General features: G+C 39.7%; 11 protein-coding genes and 3 pseudogenes. 9 read left to right on the top strand and 5 right to left on the bottom strand.

Translation table 11 applies throughout. The features are described from left to right. Positions 1-53 precede the first annotated feature (53 nt). Positions 54-488 carry a YybH family protein gene (locus tag L0M13_RS09240; protein ID WP_235199225.1) on the top strand — a complete coding sequence of 145 codons (435 nt, stop codon included), beginning with the start codon at positions 54-56 and terminating at the stop codon, positions 486-488. Between the two features lie 52 nt (positions 489-540). Beyond that, positions 541-1,041: a DinB family protein gene (locus L0M13_RS09235; RefSeq protein ID WP_235199224.1), complete on the top strand. Its 501-nt coding sequence runs from the start codon at positions 541-543 to the stop codon at positions 1,039-1,041. A 291-nt stretch (positions 1,042-1,332) separates the two neighbouring features. Here L0M13_RS09235 and L0M13_RS09230 read toward each other — a convergent pair whose 3' ends face one another. Next, complete coding sequence (locus L0M13_RS09230) at positions 1,333-2,448, bottom strand: IS4 family transposase (RefSeq protein ID WP_235199223.1); 1,116 nt, start codon at positions 2,446-2,448, stop codon at positions 1,333-1,335. Between the two features lie 647 nt (positions 2,449-3,095). Between L0M13_RS09230 and L0M13_RS09225 the strand changes: the two are divergent. From L0M13_RS09225 to L0M13_RS09215, 3 genes and pseudogenes are all read left to right on the top strand, one after another. Next, positions 3,096-3,464, top strand: a pseudogene (locus L0M13_RS09225) (GNAT family N-acetyltransferase); the annotation flags it as partial. Between the two features lie 266 nt (positions 3,465-3,730). Beyond that, positions 3,731-5,065, top strand: a complete 1,335-nt coding sequence (locus L0M13_RS09220) for a right-handed parallel beta-helix repeat-containing protein (RefSeq protein WP_235199222.1) — start codon at positions 3,731-3,733, stop codon at positions 5,063-5,065. Positions 5,066-5,195: 130 nt separating this feature from the next. Continuing rightward, on the top strand, positions 5,196-6,092 hold the full coding sequence (locus L0M13_RS09215; protein ID WP_235199221.1) for an alpha/beta hydrolase: 897 nt from the start codon (positions 5,196-5,198) through the stop codon (positions 6,090-6,092). A 378-nt stretch (positions 6,093-6,470) separates the two neighbouring features. Here L0M13_RS09215 and L0M13_RS09210 read toward each other — a convergent pair. Continuing rightward, positions 6,471-7,395: pseudogene (locus tag L0M13_RS09210) on the bottom strand (iron-hydroxamate ABC transporter substrate-binding protein). 625 nt (positions 7,396-8,020) lie between these two features. Between L0M13_RS09210 and L0M13_RS09205 the strand changes: the two are divergent. From L0M13_RS09205 to L0M13_RS09195, 3 genes are all read left to right on the top strand, one after another. Then, positions 8,021-8,794 (top strand): PhzF family phenazine biosynthesis protein, encoded by a 774-nt coding sequence (locus L0M13_RS09205; protein ID WP_235199220.1) that lies wholly within the window; start codon positions 8,021-8,023, stop codon positions 8,792-8,794. A gap of 410 nt (positions 8,795-9,204) precedes the next feature. After that, on the top strand, positions 9,205-9,831 hold the full coding sequence (locus tag L0M13_RS09200; protein WP_235199219.1) for a potassium channel family protein: 627 nt from the start codon (positions 9,205-9,207) through the stop codon (positions 9,829-9,831). Positions 9,832-10,234: 403 nt separating this feature from the next. After that, positions 10,235-10,633 carry a VOC family protein gene (locus tag L0M13_RS09195; RefSeq protein WP_235199218.1) on the top strand — a complete coding sequence of 133 codons (399 nt, stop codon included), beginning with the start codon at positions 10,235-10,237 and terminating at the stop codon, positions 10,631-10,633. Between the two features lie 376 nt (positions 10,634-11,009). Here the strand turns inward: L0M13_RS09195 and L0M13_RS09190 are convergent, their stop codons facing one another. Beyond that, positions 11,010-11,414, bottom strand: coding sequence for a hypothetical protein (locus tag L0M13_RS09190; protein ID WP_235199217.1), 405 nt, complete (start codon positions 11,412-11,414; stop codon positions 11,010-11,012). Between the two features lie 356 nt (positions 11,415-11,770). Between L0M13_RS09190 and L0M13_RS09185 the strand changes: the two are divergent. Continuing rightward, positions 11,771-12,174, top strand: a pseudogene (locus L0M13_RS09185) (VOC family protein). 145 nt (positions 12,175-12,319) lie between these two features. Here the strand turns inward: L0M13_RS09185 and L0M13_RS09180 are convergent. Continuing rightward, positions 12,320-14,635, bottom strand: coding sequence for an MMPL family transporter (locus L0M13_RS09180; protein WP_235199216.1), 2,316 nt, complete (start codon positions 14,633-14,635; stop codon positions 12,320-12,322). Between the two features lie 35 nt (positions 14,636-14,670). Next, the gene (locus L0M13_RS09175; protein WP_235199215.1) at positions 14,671-15,282 is read right to left on the bottom strand and encodes a TetR/AcrR family transcriptional regulator; all 612 of its coding nucleotides are present in this window, start codon (positions 15,280-15,282) and stop codon (positions 14,671-14,673) included. Between the last annotated feature and the right edge of the window lie 5 nt (positions 15,283-15,287).

Below are 15,287 nucleotides of genomic sequence, written 5' to 3'. Positions count from 1 at the left end.
AAGAAACTTTCCTTTATTTCTGATAGAACTACCTTTATTAAGGAGATGATTTGATGGCGAATGGAATTCTTAAAGTTGAGGACATGCTTAAAAATTACAAAGATGCTGTTCATGAAAAAGATGTAGAAAAATTTTTAGCTGCTTATGCGGACGATGTATACATTTACGATTGTTGGGAAAATTGGGAGTGTAAAGGAATCTCTTTGTGGCGCCAGAATGTAGTAGGCTGGTTTAATGAATTGAATGAGGGCGGCTATTTACTGAATGTAGATTTTAACGACGTAGCTATTCTGGAAAACAATGATGTTGCTTTTGTTCATTGTGCAGTTAAGTATGCTGCCTTTAAAGATAACGTTGAAGAGAAAATTCGGCAAATGACCAATCGGTTCACTTTTGGATTGAAAAAAGTGAATGAATCTTGGCTTATAGTCCACGAACATTCTTCAGTGCCATTAAATCCAGACCCTGGAAAAGGAAACTTTAAATGAGATTCATGACGGAAGAGCCGCGATAAAAAACTAAAGGAAGGGGGGAATGATTTTGAACGACCTAAAATTGATTGAAACATATAAAAGTTTTTTGCAAGATTATTCACTGGAGCAAATCAGGTATATTCCGGACCCCGGAGTCTGGTCCATAGGCCAAATGTACGACCATTTAATAGTCGTAGCACATGAGTATCTGGATAGTGCTGAAGCTTGCAGTTTAGCATGTGAAGAAAACCCTCGGGATAAAACAACATTTGGAGCATACTTATTTAATATTGGCGGATTTCCACCCATTAAAATCGAATTGCCTCCTGAACTTAATGCTTCACCGAATAATGAAAAAAAGAAAGAAGATTTAATCTTGGAGCTGGATCAGTTAATGAAAAGAATGAGCGAAGTGAAAATGAAGGTAGAGAAGATCAACCCAAATTACAAAGTCAAACACGGTGGGCTTGGGTGGTTGAATGCACAGGAGTGGCTTGATCTTGTGGCAATGCATTTTCGTCATCATTTGCGTCAGAAGTATGAACTGGATCAAAAACTAGAGGGATAAACGAGTGATTAGAGAAATTGTGTACGTCCAATACACGTTTCAACTACTGTGACCCACTTGCGCTTTTTTATCTGCGGGTTCGTCGAATTAATCTGTTGATCTACAAGTTTAAAGAATGACAAATTTAATTCGTTTACAAAGTATCACTAGTGTTGCATAAATAATGACGAAATATTCAGTCACAACGTTTCAATTATTTTTGCCAAAAAGGGAAGCACCCGAATAAAGGTAGCACTGTCCATTTGGTAAATTTATACATTTCGGCAGAGGCGACAATGACAGAACAGCTTGTTACGGAACCTTTTCACTTCCGATTTTCCGAAGCCAGTACTGGGGATTTTTCCAAAGGTTGGCGACCAGTACACGCGAAATTCGTAAGATCGACACTCTACTGTTCGTGTCCATTTGAACAAGCACGTTCAAGCAGTAGGCAATCAAAGCAAGGTACACCTGGTTTTTCACGGCGTTTTCGCTTTGACCATAAAAATGCTTGATTTTCACGTGCTGCTTAAGCCATTTGAAGAACAGTTCGATGGCCCAACGGTTCCGGTAAATATCACTGATTTCCTCTACGGAAATATCGAAGCGGTTGGTGATCAGACGCAACACATCGCCTTTTCCATCTGGGAGAACGATAATTCGGAAGACATTTTCTGTACAATTGGTGGCGTTTCCCACGAATGCCATCGAATCGGAAACAGCATCGCTTTCTTCCGGAAGTTCAAATGTTTCGACTGAATGGATGACGGCTTTGTTTTTCAATCGGGAAACGAAAAAGATGCCGTCATCTGTGAAGGTATCAAAGCGTTCATAGTCGATATAGCCGCGGTCAAAAACATACATGGCTTCCTTGTCGTCCACCAGCACTTCCAGCTGATTGCGATCGGATTCCTTGGCATGGGTCATGACTTCTTTGTCCGGATAATGCGTTCCGTATTCATCGTAAACCAGTCGCAGATGCAGTTTGATCCCCGCTTTGGTTTTTCGGAATTCCGCCCAGTTGAAATGGTTCACATTCAAAGGAAGTGTCGTGGAATCAATGATTTTTAACAACATGCCCTTTTTCGGCGCTCGCTTTTGCGCGGCAATCTGGCTGACCAGCTGCTGGAAAAGATTCGACAGAATCGCTGGATCCAACTTGTTGTTTTTACGGGAAAGCTGCGACACACTGATGGACTTCACGCCAACCGCCTGCTGAAAATCGGCGTTCGTTAACGCTGCTTCAAGCGCATGAAGACTATCCGCCTCGGTCAATTGCGCGTGCAGCATCAGCAGCGTATACGCCTGTGTCGTCAGTTTTTTCGTGTACCGGTCTTGCCCGTGAATTTTCACGTTTTCGTTGAATTTCTCAAAATTAATGGCGTGAAGCCATTTACCAAATGAAGTTTTTCGTGTATTCTTGTCCATGCGTGAGTCCTTTTTATTGGATTTGGACAGGAACTACCTGACCTTTCCATTATAAAGGACTTTTTCTTTTGGTTTTCATCGGTTTTTGAATGTTTTATGAATTCCTAATCTTCAAAATCAATTAATGCAACACTAGTGACAAAGTATAGATAAGTTACAACTATTAATAGAAACAGTGAAAAATTATAAACAAACATTTTCTATTTTGGGAGGAGGAAATTGTTACGAAGAAAAATAAAAGAAATATGTTAGGATATTTATCATTAATTGCAGCAGTAACAAGTGTGATTTTCTTCTTTCTACCAATAGATGATGAAACAGATGCAATTATAATTGGTTTAATTTCGATATTAGGAATAATATTTGCTTTGGCCTCCAAAGAACTCTGGTATGTTTTTATAGGTACCATATCAAACATCGCCATGTTAGGAATAGCATATCTGCTAATAATTGGAACAGAATTTAGTAATCTATAATTTGGAACTATTTTCGTTAGAAGAATCACATTTTACACAATATTTTCTAATTTTATATCAAAATTATCTGTCAGAAATTTAATGATTAACTATCCACAGAGTGAAAATAGCGATTCAAAATCGTTATGCTAAAGGTACTTCATAATTTAAAGTTTACATATCAATATTGCTTATATTTTTGGTATATTCCGCAAATCTGATAACAGACATATCGGCATGATCGATTTTTCTACATTGGAACGACTGGATTTTCAATGGGGGCGGATTGGCTATACGATTCATAATCAGCACTGGAGAAGGGGGTATGGCAAGGAAGCTGTCAAAGCAGCTCTTACTATTGCTCATAAGGATTTAAAGTTTCATCGGATTGAAGCCCATATTAACGTTGATAATACCGCTTCCATGAAATTAGCCGAGAGTGCTGGGATGAAATTCGAATGCAAAAGAGAAGGGTTTATTTTTGAATTTGGTGAGTGGACCGACAACTTAATTTACTTTATTAACTTCAATGATATGTCACCTCCTTCTAATGGAAATTAAGAGACGGAAAGTAACTTGAGATAGTTTTACAGGTACAGAACGGCCCATCCTTACAAGGAACGCATCCTTAGACAGCCGGAAACAGGTGTCAGCAGCATCAACTTTCCATTGAGCAGTATCCCCGTCCGGCAGTTCGAAATGTTGCTAAAAAAGAGCTGTTTTAAGTTCAGATGAAGATTTAACGGATAATCGTAAAGGGCTAAGTTTTGAATGAATGAAATCAGATGCAACGTTCGATTAAAATTCTAAATAATTTGGAGATGGGCATGAAAAAAACATTATTGATCTGTGGAATGATAATAGGTATTCTGTTTTCCATTATTTTTTATGTAAATGAGGGGAAGCAGGAGGAAATATATGTAGCAATCAATGGAAATGATGAAAATATTGGGTCAAAAGCAGAACCATACCGTACTCTTCAAAAAGCATCATCTGCCGCTTCAGCAGGAACAACAGTTTATATCCGTGAAGGCGTATATAAGGAAAAGCTCATAGTGCAGCACGATGGCAAATCCTCAAAACCGATTGTTTTTAAGCCATACAGTAAAGAAAAGGTCGTTCTCAGCGGAGAAGATGCAAAAAGTGAAGAAGGAGATACGGCTGTTGTTACAATTGAAAGTAAAAGCCATGTAACTATTGAAGGGCTGATTATAAAAGACTTAAAGACCAAGTTAGAAAATGAAACGGTTATGGGGATTTTAGTGACGGGCTCTAGTAATGATATTACATTGAAAGACAATCTTGTTCGGCAGATCGAAACTCATGCAGAAAATGGGAATGCTCATGGGATTGCTGTATACGGAACTGGCCCGACAAAAAACATTACAGTAATAAACAATATACTGGAGAACTTGAAGCTTGGATTTAGCGAAGCACTTGTTTTAAATGGAAATGTCAACGGCTTCAATATAAGTCAAAACATTTTGCGCCATAATGATAACATCGGAATTGATTTAATTGGTTTTGAAGGTGTAGCTTCGAATAAAACACTTGATTTTGCACGTAATGGAGTCGTTAACAGGAACACTGTCCACGACATATCCACTTATGATAATCCCGCATACGGTAAAGAGTATAATGCGGGAGGGATTTATGTAGACGGAGGAAGAAACATTAGAATTGAAGAAAATACTGTACATCACAGTGATATCGGCATCGAAGCGACGTCCGAACACAAAGGAAAATATGCTGAAAACATTGCCATAGTAAATAACCATATTTATGAGAACTATTTTACAGGAATATCAATTGGTGGATATGACGAAGACCGTGGAGGAACTCGGAATTCCTTAATCTCGCAAAATATACTGGATCAAAATGACACTAAGAAATTGGGTGGGGGACAGTTGTTGGTGCAGCATGATGCAGAATTAAATACGATAAAGAAAAACACCCTAACCGCTGGTGAATCACGTATATTTGTAGCCAACTATTTTTTAACCAGTGATAACAATAAAATGGAGCAGAATACTTTTCACAAAAGCAAGGGCATAAAGGGCATTTGGATTTGGCGGAAAAAGAATTCACTTCATTTTCCGATTTCAAATCAGCGTTTGAAAGTGAGAAATAGGAGAAGAACACAAGGTTTTTCCTTACAATAAAAAAGCTGCTAATCCTTTTCATTGAATAAGAATTCGTTTACAGCCCGTTCATGCGGGTCCAGGCATTTAAAGATTTCCCTAGGCCCTGTACTGTGATGATGGCTGAATGATCTATTAAGGAGCGAAAACTATGAGTCGATTTATCACCATTAATGAACGGAAAATTGAAGTAGAACAAAAAGGCGAAAGCGGTGTACCTATCCTAATTTTACCGGGAATGGGCTGTTCGTTTGAAGAATGGTTCGAGGTGACAGAAATCCTAAGTAAATCGAATCGAATTTTTATGTTTCACCGTCCAGGATCAGGAGAAAGTGCAATAGGCGAAGAAAAACGAACAACAACTGCTAATGCCGAAGAGATGAAGCAATTAATGGATAAGTTGGAAATTAAGATTCCAGTTATTTTGGTGGGCCATTCATATGGGGGCTTATGCGCACAGCATTTTTCGAAACTTTATCCTGACAGAGTAAAAGCCATATTATTAATCGATTCTACTTCTGAAGATTTGGAGAGACTGGATGAGCTTGAACTTCCAGGATTAATGGGAAATACATCTAATAATTGGCGAGAGCTTTATCAAAACTATGCAAGCATGACTGAAGAACAAGCCAGAAAAATCATTCATCCCAACTTGACCGAAAACCAGAAGAAGCTGCCTTTGCATATACAAAAGCGATTAATCCTGTTTCGGCAAAAGCCGAACTTGTATAAGGCCATGCTGTCTGAATTTGAACACTTTAAACTTGATGCTAAAACAATCAAAAATCTCGGGACTGTGGGTAATATTCCGTTAGTTGCTATTGGACGCGATAAAAATCATGTAATCCAACAAGGCGTCGGCAGAGGACTGCCTGAGTCGGAACTTTTGATGTTAGAAAGCCTGTGGGAGCAATTAATAGTGGAGCAGGGAAAACTGTCAAACAGAAGTGAAGTTAAGTTTGCGAAGAACTCTGGGCATTCGATACATTTGGACCGGCCAGATGTTGTCATTTCGACTTTAAAAGAATTATCTGAAGAGGGCATTTAAAAGGACTGTTCTAGCTAAAGGTAACTCCTGCTGCAAAACGGAGCATTGGAACTCAAAGTCTTCAGTGATGCAAAAGAAGGATGCATTGGGTAGCCGCCGCTTTCTCGGGGAGATATCGTTATTCAGGTGGATTACAAGACATTTGGAGTGAACAAGAACAACAGTAGGTATAAGAGGAATAGAATTGGAAAGGAAAATTTAGAGTTCACTAATCATTATTTTCTTTCTAAAAGAAAAAGCGGGATTCTTATATCAGAATCCCGCTTTTTGATACTTTTTGATAGCTACCATTTCGATAGCTTTGCTTAGGTAGTAAACAAACATTTTTATAGCTTTCCACCAGTTAAGGCTGAGCTTTAAAAAAAGATTTCACCATTTTTACTTTCCTAAAAACTTTTCAATAAAGAATGCCAATTGATGTTCCAATGAAATTGGATCATTAAAGTAAAATTCTGTTGCATCCGCTTCAAAGATCTGGCCATTTTGAGCGGCAGGTGTGTTTTTGTAAAGATCTGTTTCCTGGAAGGAGTTGTCTTGTGAACTATCTTTGCTGAAGATGACGTAATCGCCCATGTACTCAGGGAGTACTTCTTGAGACAATGCATAATATCCGTCCGCCAACGCCATTTCTTTAACTTTTTCAGGCATCTTCAACTTCATTTCCTGATAAAGGATTTCTGTGCCGCGTCCCCAATTGTCTCCGAATACATAGATTTGCTTATCGAAGTTTTCAATAACGGACACGGTTGAATCTTCGCCAATCTCAGCGCGGATTTCTTCTCCAGCTTCCTGAGCACGTTTTTGGAAATCTTCAATCCACGTTTTTGCTTCTTCTTCTTTATTCAAGAGCTTGCCAATTTCCAAATGCTGATCCAGGTAGCTCAATTTGCCGTAAGTGAATGTAACGGTTGGTGCGATTTCTTTCAATTTATCGATGTTGTTTGTTGTGGAAGCGCCAATGATTAAATCGGGGTCCAATTCGATGATTTTTTCAAGATCTGTTTCTGCTACTTCTTCTACATCTGCCAGCTCTTCTTTAAAGCGGGTTGTTTTTTGCCCATGAAGTCACTCCGATTAAAGGGATATCCAAAGACATTACGTCACCGGTGTAAGAAGAGAGCATGACTACACGTTTGGGCTCAGCAGGAACGTCGATAGGTCCGTTTTCCGATTCGTATGTAATGGTTTCAGGTGTTTGGTCAGCTGTTGAACTTTCCGCTTCCTTAGCAGTTGTTTCAGAATTGCAAGCTCCAAGAATTAGCAGAGAAATAAATAGGAACAAGGGCAAAAATAGTTTTTTCATGTGGGTTAGACTCCTTTGATTAAGTTGTATGTATTACCTGTTAGTTATGTCTTCTTCGTGAATCCAGCTCGGTTGCAGCCGAAATTCGCAATATTTCGTTACTCGGGTTGAGTAATGGCTTTTGCATTATTGTTTCCAAATAGCCATAGGAACAGGTATTTAACGGAATTTCAATCGATTGTTGAGTTTTACAATCAAAAGATGGGTTCAGTTAATATCCAACTCTTCGATGAACAATATCTTATTCTAAAACCTCCTATTTCAAATTTCATGTAATTGAAAATGATAATTATTCTCAATTGAGTTACAAGCATTACTATATGACGAATTTTAAAGGATGTCAATACAAACATAGGCATAAAGAATTTTGATGGCTGGCGGCAAGGAAATAATAAACGGAGCTGTCTTAGACAAAGTTAGGAATTAAAATTTAATAGTTAATTCGAGTTTGCAAAAGAGTACTTTTGCGAACTGTTCTATTCATCTTCAAAGTTAATCTTTTTCTTTTGATCGTAAGTGACGTAAAGCCAAATAATTTGAATCCAATCATCTCTCAGAAGCAGCGAGAGGAAATGCAGCCCTTACTATGCTACGATTTCTTATAAATAAAAAAGGAGAGTGTCGGATGAACATCCCTGTTTATGTTGCCAGTGCGTTTAGTAAAGACGGTAAAGGTGGAAACAAAGCGGGCGTCGTATTTATGGAGAAGCCATTGACGACTGCTCAAAAAATGGAATATTTTACACCAAAAGAACACGTTGATTTATGTGGTCATGCAACGATCGGTTCTTTTGTGATAATAATGCATTTACGTAAGATTTATAAGGAGCATTATACGATTGAAACGAACAGTGGAATCCTGTCTATTGCCATTAAAGGCAATATGATATTCATGGAACAAAACAAACCGGTGTTCTATGAAGTTATCCCTCCGGAAGAGTTTATCGACTGCTTTGACTTGGAAACTGTAGATCCTGCATACCCCATTCAAATCGTCTCTACAGGCTTAAAAGATATGCTTATTCCCATTAAAAGTGAAGCTCAATTACAGGCACTGAAACCAAATTTCGAAAAGATCAAAGAAATCAGTAAGGCCTATCAGGTAGTTGGTACGCATCTCTATACTTTTGAGGAAGATCGAATCGTCTGCAGGAACTTTGCTCCGCTGTACGATATCAATGAAGAAGCCGCAACTGGAACTTCAAATGCGGCCTTGGCTTGTTACCTATATGAACAGCATCGTTTAATGAAAGAAGAGTATGTATTCGAGCAAGGATATTCTTTGGATTTGCCATCTGAAATTATAGTGAAATTAACGCTCAATAAACTGGAGAAGGTAGAAAAAGTTTATGTAGGCGGAAAAGGCTATTATTGTGACATCAAGTATTTGGAAGTATAAAAATCGGGTTGAAAATAAAAAGGAATAATATCATTTCTGAAATTAATGCTTTTGGACATGTTAGTTGATTGTTATAAAATAAGCTAATATATCGATGAGTTATTAGAAGGGAAGAAACCTCGATTAAGGTTTCTTCCCTTTTTTATTCGTAGAGATGCACGTTTATGAATCGTTTAATCTTGTGAAAAGAAAATTGTTAAGTAATTTCCTACTAAATTGAGATAGAGAGGGTAGGTAAATAATAAAGAAGAAACGGAGGAATAGGTGTGGAAATATTTTATTTTTTAATAGGGATTCTTCTGTTAACGGCAGGAATCATTGATTTTTTATGGACCACTTTATGGGTAGATGGAGGAGCCGGTCCTATAACCGATCGGTTAGCTACTTTTACCTGGAAGAGTTTAAAATGAATGAGCAAAAAAGTTCCGAAACTTCTTAGCTTTTCCGGTCCTCTTATCATGACCTTGACTATTAATTTATGGATAGTATTGGTATGGATGGGCTGGACATTCGTTTTTGCCGGAAGTGAAAGCGCGATATCGGATTCAACCGATAACGAACCGATTTCTTGGGTGGAAAGAATTTATTACGCTGGTTATACCATTATCACGTTAGGAAACGGGGAATACAGCCCGAAAGAAGGGGGATGGCAAATTGCTTCCATTCTCGCATCTGGAACTGGCATGCTGTTGATCACGATGAGTGTCACTTATATTCTTTCCGTCATCAATTCGGTTATCCAACAACGGTCTTTTGCCGATAGTGTAACCGCTATGGGAGAAAGCAGCAAAGAAATAATCAAAAACTCATGGAATGGGAAAGACTTTCGAAACGCAGATTTATTGCTGAATACATTTGCCGCCCAATTGTCCACTTTGGCTGAACAAAAAAAGGCCTATCCGATTCTTCAATATTACTATAGCGAGAATTCGAATAAAGCGATAGCTCCAGTACTAGCTCAATTGGATGACGCAGTAACTATTTGGCAAATGGGTATTCCGGAGAAGTATGTGCCTAATCAACTCCTCCTGCAGTAAGTTCGTGCAGGGATAATTAGCTACTTAAATACATTTAAAGGGGAGGCCAGCCGATCCGCAGCTGATTCTCCACCTCGTATTGATCTAACTGAGATTCAAGCTGCAAGTATGCCGATTGTTTCTAAAGAGAGTCTTGAAGAAAGGGTTGGGGCACTCGAAGGCCATCGAAGAAAATTGCTTCAATTAGTTCAAGCGGATGCCAGAGAATGGCCAGGTAAAAAAGAACATAAATAGATACAGCAATTGAAGTAAGAATTGAAAAATAGATAAAAAGCTTTTTAGGTGTATGTTAAAGTAAAAACAAATATGGTTTCAGGAAGAATATCCAATACTTAAAAATCTTCAGAATTTAAAAGTAGTTGAAACAGTCCATTAAAGTTACAAGTAGATAGGGGAGGAAAATATGAAGAACATCACACCATTTTTAATGTTTCAAGGCGGTAAGGCGGAAGAAGCTATGAATTACTACACATCCCTCATCGAGGATTCAGAAATTAAAAACATCACTCGATACGGAGCTGAAGGGCCAGGTAAAGAAGGAACAGTTTTCCAAGCTGTCTTCTCATTAAAAGGTCAAGAGTTCATGTGTATCGACAGCCATGTTGACCATGAGTTTACGTTTACTCCGTCTTTTTCCATCTATCTTACGTGTGATACGGAAGAGGAAATTGACAGCTTATACGATAAAATGATGAAAAATGGAAAGGCACTTATGCCTATAGATAACTATGGATTCAGTAAAAAATTCGGGTGGCTGGTAGATCAATTTGGGGTGTCGTGGCAGTTGAATTTGCCAGAATAAACTTGCTGTAAATGAAGTGCCGCATGGCTTGCCAGCGAGCGATAATCTTGTAATAAGGATTAGCGCTCTTCTGAATTTCTTATAAAATCTATTAATTGGCTGTAACTGATTAAAAATAAATAACGTTCATAATTTCAATCTCAATTGGCTTGAACAATAATGAATTGAACTTTCAAAAAAGATATATTCAAAAGCATATTAATAAGGTTTAAAGCCGGCATTTGAAAACATAGTTGATACATCAAAATTTATTGAGAGTAGGAACTTCATGTTAAGTTCTTTCTCTTTTTTATTCCTAGGGCTGTACTTTTACGAACGGTCATAAAGGGCTTTAGTTAGGAAAATTAAAAAAGAACCCATCCAGGTTCCTTTCTCTTTAATTTATTGAGCTATGAATTTTGTATAATTGATCTCCAAATTCCTTATATTGAACTTGTTTTTCGTCATCCGTAAGTCTTCCATACTTGCCGCTAATAATGTCAGTAAGCTCTTGGAGTTCCGAAAATTCTTTGGCCATTCCTAAATTCTTCATTTCACTACTGCCAATCGATTTAAGCGCAATAAAAGTAGTTTCTTTTTCAATGTTCTCTACATCAATTGCTCCGTCATTCCAGTGATGCCAAGCAATTGCTATATTTTCTCTTGCATTTCCTATAATGGGTGCTTCTGCCGAAGTATTCTTTGCAGAAGCATTTTCTTCGGAAGCTAGATTAACCCAAGCAATTACCAGAATCAAAGCAGAGAACAAGGCAATCGGTATACCGACAACGATTTTCTTCATCTTATCCCTCCTCTTCGTTATTTTTATCGTAACATAATCAAATAGAGCTGCCAAAGAGTCCCTGAAGCTCGATGCCTCTCTTTCCATTAAAGAATTGCACGCGAAAATTTTAAATTTCTACAGTCAAAAAGCTCAAGAACGTGTTTCTATGTCTGTAACCGTACATTTTCACGAATGCTTAAAGGCAATGTAAATTAACGAAGGGATTTAAAATAACCAATCTTTGTTCAACCTAAAGTTGTATAGAATGGAAGAAGTGAGTTGAGTAAAATTTAAGAAAAGATAAATTTTTTATCAATAACTATCTTCAAATATACAGTTTTATGATGGAAAACTGTTGGAAAGAAGGTTCACGCATGAAGTTTAAAGAATTTACAGCGACTCAAATTAGAATTGCTAGGCCTACGGATAAATTCGAAGAGATTATAGATTTCTATGTAAATGGTTTAGGGCTTGAAGAAATAGGAAGGTTCGAAAAGCATCAAGGTTATGATGGCGTGATTATTGGCTTGCCTAATGCCGATTATCATTTAGAATTCACTCGTCATGAAGAGGGAAGTTCATGTCCCGCCCTTCTAAAGATAATTTACTAGTTTTTTACATAACCAATAAGGATGAAATATACGCTATTTACGAGCGTTTGCGAAACATGGGCTTTGAGGCAGTCGCACCTGAAAATAATTATTGGAAAGAAAAAGGGATTACGATTGAAGATCCTGATGGTTGGCGCATCGTTTTAATGAATCGTGCATACGAATAAAAGGAATGTGCAGCTCCTTTCTTTTTTGATAATAAAACATATTTTTCTATTGGATTATTTTCTTAATAAGAGTTAGAAAAATAAATGTACAGAAATCTTGATAAGAAAAAAGCTGCCGGGAGTTTCCTGGCAGCTTGGAGATTCGTTATACAGGATTTTCTTCTGTATTTTTTACTTTCACTTTTTCTTCTTTTTCTAATTCCTGGAGCAGTTTTTCTCCTTCGATATCCAAGTCTGGCAGAAGCTTATCGAGCCATTTCGGCAGCCACCAGATTTTGTCGCCGAACATCGACATGACGGTCGGCACGAAAATCATCCGAATCAAGAAGGCGTCTACAAGAATACCGAATGCTAAAGCGAAGCCGATTTGCTTGATCATGATATCGTCCGTAAAGATAAAGCCGGAGAAAACCGAAACCATAATCAACGCGGCAGCGACGACGACTTTACTTGCAGTCTTATAGCCGTTCACAATGGCGTGGTTGCCTTTTTCCCCATGGATATAGGCTTCACGCATGGAAGAGACAAGGAATACTTGGTAATCCATGGCAAGGCCGTACAAGATACCGGTCACCATAATCGGGATAAAGCTGAGCAATGGACCTCCTGTGTCAATTCCGAATAGGGAACCGAGCCAGCCCCATTGGAATACAGCAGTTGTTGCACCGAATGTTGCCATGATGCTCAAAAGGAAGCCAGCAGTCGCTTTGATCGGAATCAGGATTGAGCGGAATACGACGAGCAGTATCAATAGAGATAGGACGACGATAATCACAATGTAGATCGGGAACACTTCGGCCAATTTCTCCGAAATGTCGATATTGATTGCGGTCATTCCGGTCACGCCAATTTCAGCGTTCGTGTTTTCGGTAGTTGCTGCATCTGTACGCAGGTTTTCTACTAACTCTTTTGTCGCTTCATCCGTCGGTCCGTTTTTTGGAATGATGGAGATGATCGCAATAGTTCCATCTTCATTAAATCCGCCTGGAGAGACTTCTGCTATGCCGTCTTGCTGTGAAATATTGGACAGCAGCTGGAAGTATTCCTGTGGATCGACTGCCGCCGCGTCTTTATCTTTTGCAACGACTAAGAGCGGTCCGTTAAAGCCCTCACCAAAACTTTCAGAAATAATATCGTAACTTTGTCTCGTAGGTGTATCTTTATTGGAGCTTGCACCAGATGGCATGCCCAGATTCATCTGTGCAACCGGAATGGCAAGCGTCCCAAGAATCGCAATGACAAGTAACACCGCGACCCATTTGGCTTTCAGAAGGCCCGTAATCCATCCTTGGGCAAAGCTTGGTTTGGAAACTGAAGCTGTCTGCTGTTTGTTTCTTGTTTTATTCGAAACGATTCGCTCACCGATCAACCCAAGCAATGCCGGGAGGAGTGTCAGTGCGACGAGTACATCGATTAAAACAGTCAACGCAGCGACAAGTGCCATGCTGCTCAGGAATCCGATTCCGATGACCAGTAAACCGCTAAGCGCGATGATGACCGTCAGGCCGGCAAAGAAGACCGCGCTGCCGGCTGTACCAGTTGCCCGTGCTGCCGCTTCTTTTGCTGAAAGTTTTTTTGATATGATCAGATTGCGCTGGCGATTAACGATGAATAGCGCATAGTCGATTCCGACGGCTAATCCGATCATGAGGGCAAGTACCGGTGTCAGGCTGTTGATCTCGAACAGATTCGACAAAGCGAATGTTCCGCCAACACCTACGCCAACGCCGATTAAAGCGACTACTAGCGGCAAACCAGCGGCGATGAGGGAACCGAGAGTGACAACCAGGATGATTCCGGCAATCGCCAGACCGATGATTTCATGCGTGCCGCCAATCGGAATATCGACTCCTTGGAGCGTGCCTGTCGGAATGACGTTGATGGAAGATCCTTCTGCTGCGATTTCTGCTGCATCCGCGAGTTCTTCGCGTTCACCTTCACTCAGATCTTCTGCTGTTTTGGTGAGTTGAAACTGGAATAATGCGACAGTGCCATCTTCAGAAATTTGGACACCGGGAACCGGCATGTCTTGAATAACTAAAGGACGGTGCACAACTTCAGGTGTCTGCAGCTGGCTCATCATGCCCTGCAGTTCCTGCATCTGCGCCATTGCTTCAGGATCCTGCAGCATTTCCATTGGATTTACGACGTGCTTCAATCCATAAATCTCGTTTACGGCCATGGCAAGAGCTTGCGCGTTCGCAGGGTCATCAATGGTTTGCCCTTCAGCGACTTCAAAAAGATAGCTTCCTTGGCCGCCGGATGCTGCCGGGTATTCTTCTGCAAGCTCATCCAACACATCTTGGGCTGCGGTTCCATCAATTCTTGTCTCACTGCTTGTGCTTACGCCATTCGTGACGATGGCGGTAATAATAATGCCTAAAATGAGCAGCCAGCCGGCAATGAAAAGCCAGGGCTTGCTGTATGCTGTTTTTCCGATGCTGTAAAAAAATCTCGACATGTGTGAAACTCCGTTCTCTGCTTGGTTTTAGTCGTTCAGTTGAATCCTTTTCGTAAATGAGTGAAGACAGTATCCATATACTGATTGAACTCATTACTTGTTTCGTTTTGTTCTTCATCTTCCGGCAAATTCACATCGAAGCTTTCATCGAGAACCGGTAGGAGTGCGCCAAACACAGCACCTATCAGAATAGGGTAATATTCCTCCGGATAATCACTGCCATATTCTTCGCTGATGCCGCGTGCTGCAAAATCCTGCATTTCCTTTAAGGCTCCGGTTACATACAACCGAAGCGCCGGGTGCGTGCGTGAAAGGGAAATAAGCTGGTTCAGCCGTTTCAGTTTATTGATGGTAAAACTGCGTCGGATGAAAATTTCAATGGTACCTAAAGGGGTGTGATCTTTCGGAGAAAATTCAAATTGATCCTCCGGTTGGAAATAATCATCCAGACCTAAGGAATTCGCAATCGCTTCTTCCTTGCATGAAAAGTAATTGGCGAATGTCCGCCGTGAATAACCGGCCTTCGTTACAATGTCTTCCACCACGAAACCATCCACTCCGCGCTCGACAGCGAGCGCAAAGGCAGCTTCGGCCAATGCTTTTCGCGTCGCGATCTTCTTTTTATCGCGCAAATTGCTTTCTGCCATTTCTT

This window comes from Planococcus sp. 107-1 (assembly GCF_021513255.1).
In the GTDB taxonomy this organism is placed as follows: Bacteria; Bacillota; Bacilli; order Bacillales_A; family Planococcaceae; genus Planococcus.
Note: the sequence above shows the minus strand (reverse complement) of the source record. Positions and strands in the feature narration are given on the sequence as shown.

Coding starts and splice junctions, on each gene's coding strand:
- L0M13_RS09240 (WP_235199225.1), top strand. CDS start 54: ATGGCGAATGGAATTCTTAAAGTTGAGGACATGCTTAAAAATTACAAA.
- L0M13_RS09230 (WP_235199223.1), bottom strand. CDS start 2,448: ATGGACAAGAATACACGAAAAACTTCATTTGGTAAATGGCTTCACGCC.
- L0M13_RS09220 (WP_235199222.1), top strand. CDS start 3,731: ATGAAAAAAACATTATTGATCTGTGGAATGATAATAGGTATTCTGTTT.
- L0M13_RS09215 (WP_235199221.1), top strand. CDS start 5,196: ATGAGTCGATTTATCACCATTAATGAACGGAAAATTGAAGTAGAACAA.
- L0M13_RS09205 (WP_235199220.1), top strand. CDS start 8,021: ATGAACATCCCTGTTTATGTTGCCAGTGCGTTTAGTAAAGACGGTAAA.
- L0M13_RS09200 (WP_235199219.1), top strand. CDS start 9,205: ATGAGCAAAAAAGTTCCGAAACTTCTTAGCTTTTCCGGTCCTCTTATC.
- L0M13_RS09195 (WP_235199218.1), top strand. CDS start 10,235: ATGAAGAACATCACACCATTTTTAATGTTTCAAGGCGGTAAGGCGGAA.
- L0M13_RS09190 (WP_235199217.1), bottom strand. CDS start 11,414: ATGAAGAAAATCGTTGTCGGTATACCGATTGCCTTGTTCTCTGCTTTG.
- L0M13_RS09180 (WP_235199216.1), bottom strand. CDS start 14,635: ATGTCGAGATTTTTTTACAGCATCGGAAAAACAGCATACAGCAAGCCC.
- L0M13_RS09175 (WP_235199215.1), bottom strand. CDS start 15,282: ATGGCAGAAAGCAATTTGCGCGATAAAAAGAAGATCGCGACGCGAAAA.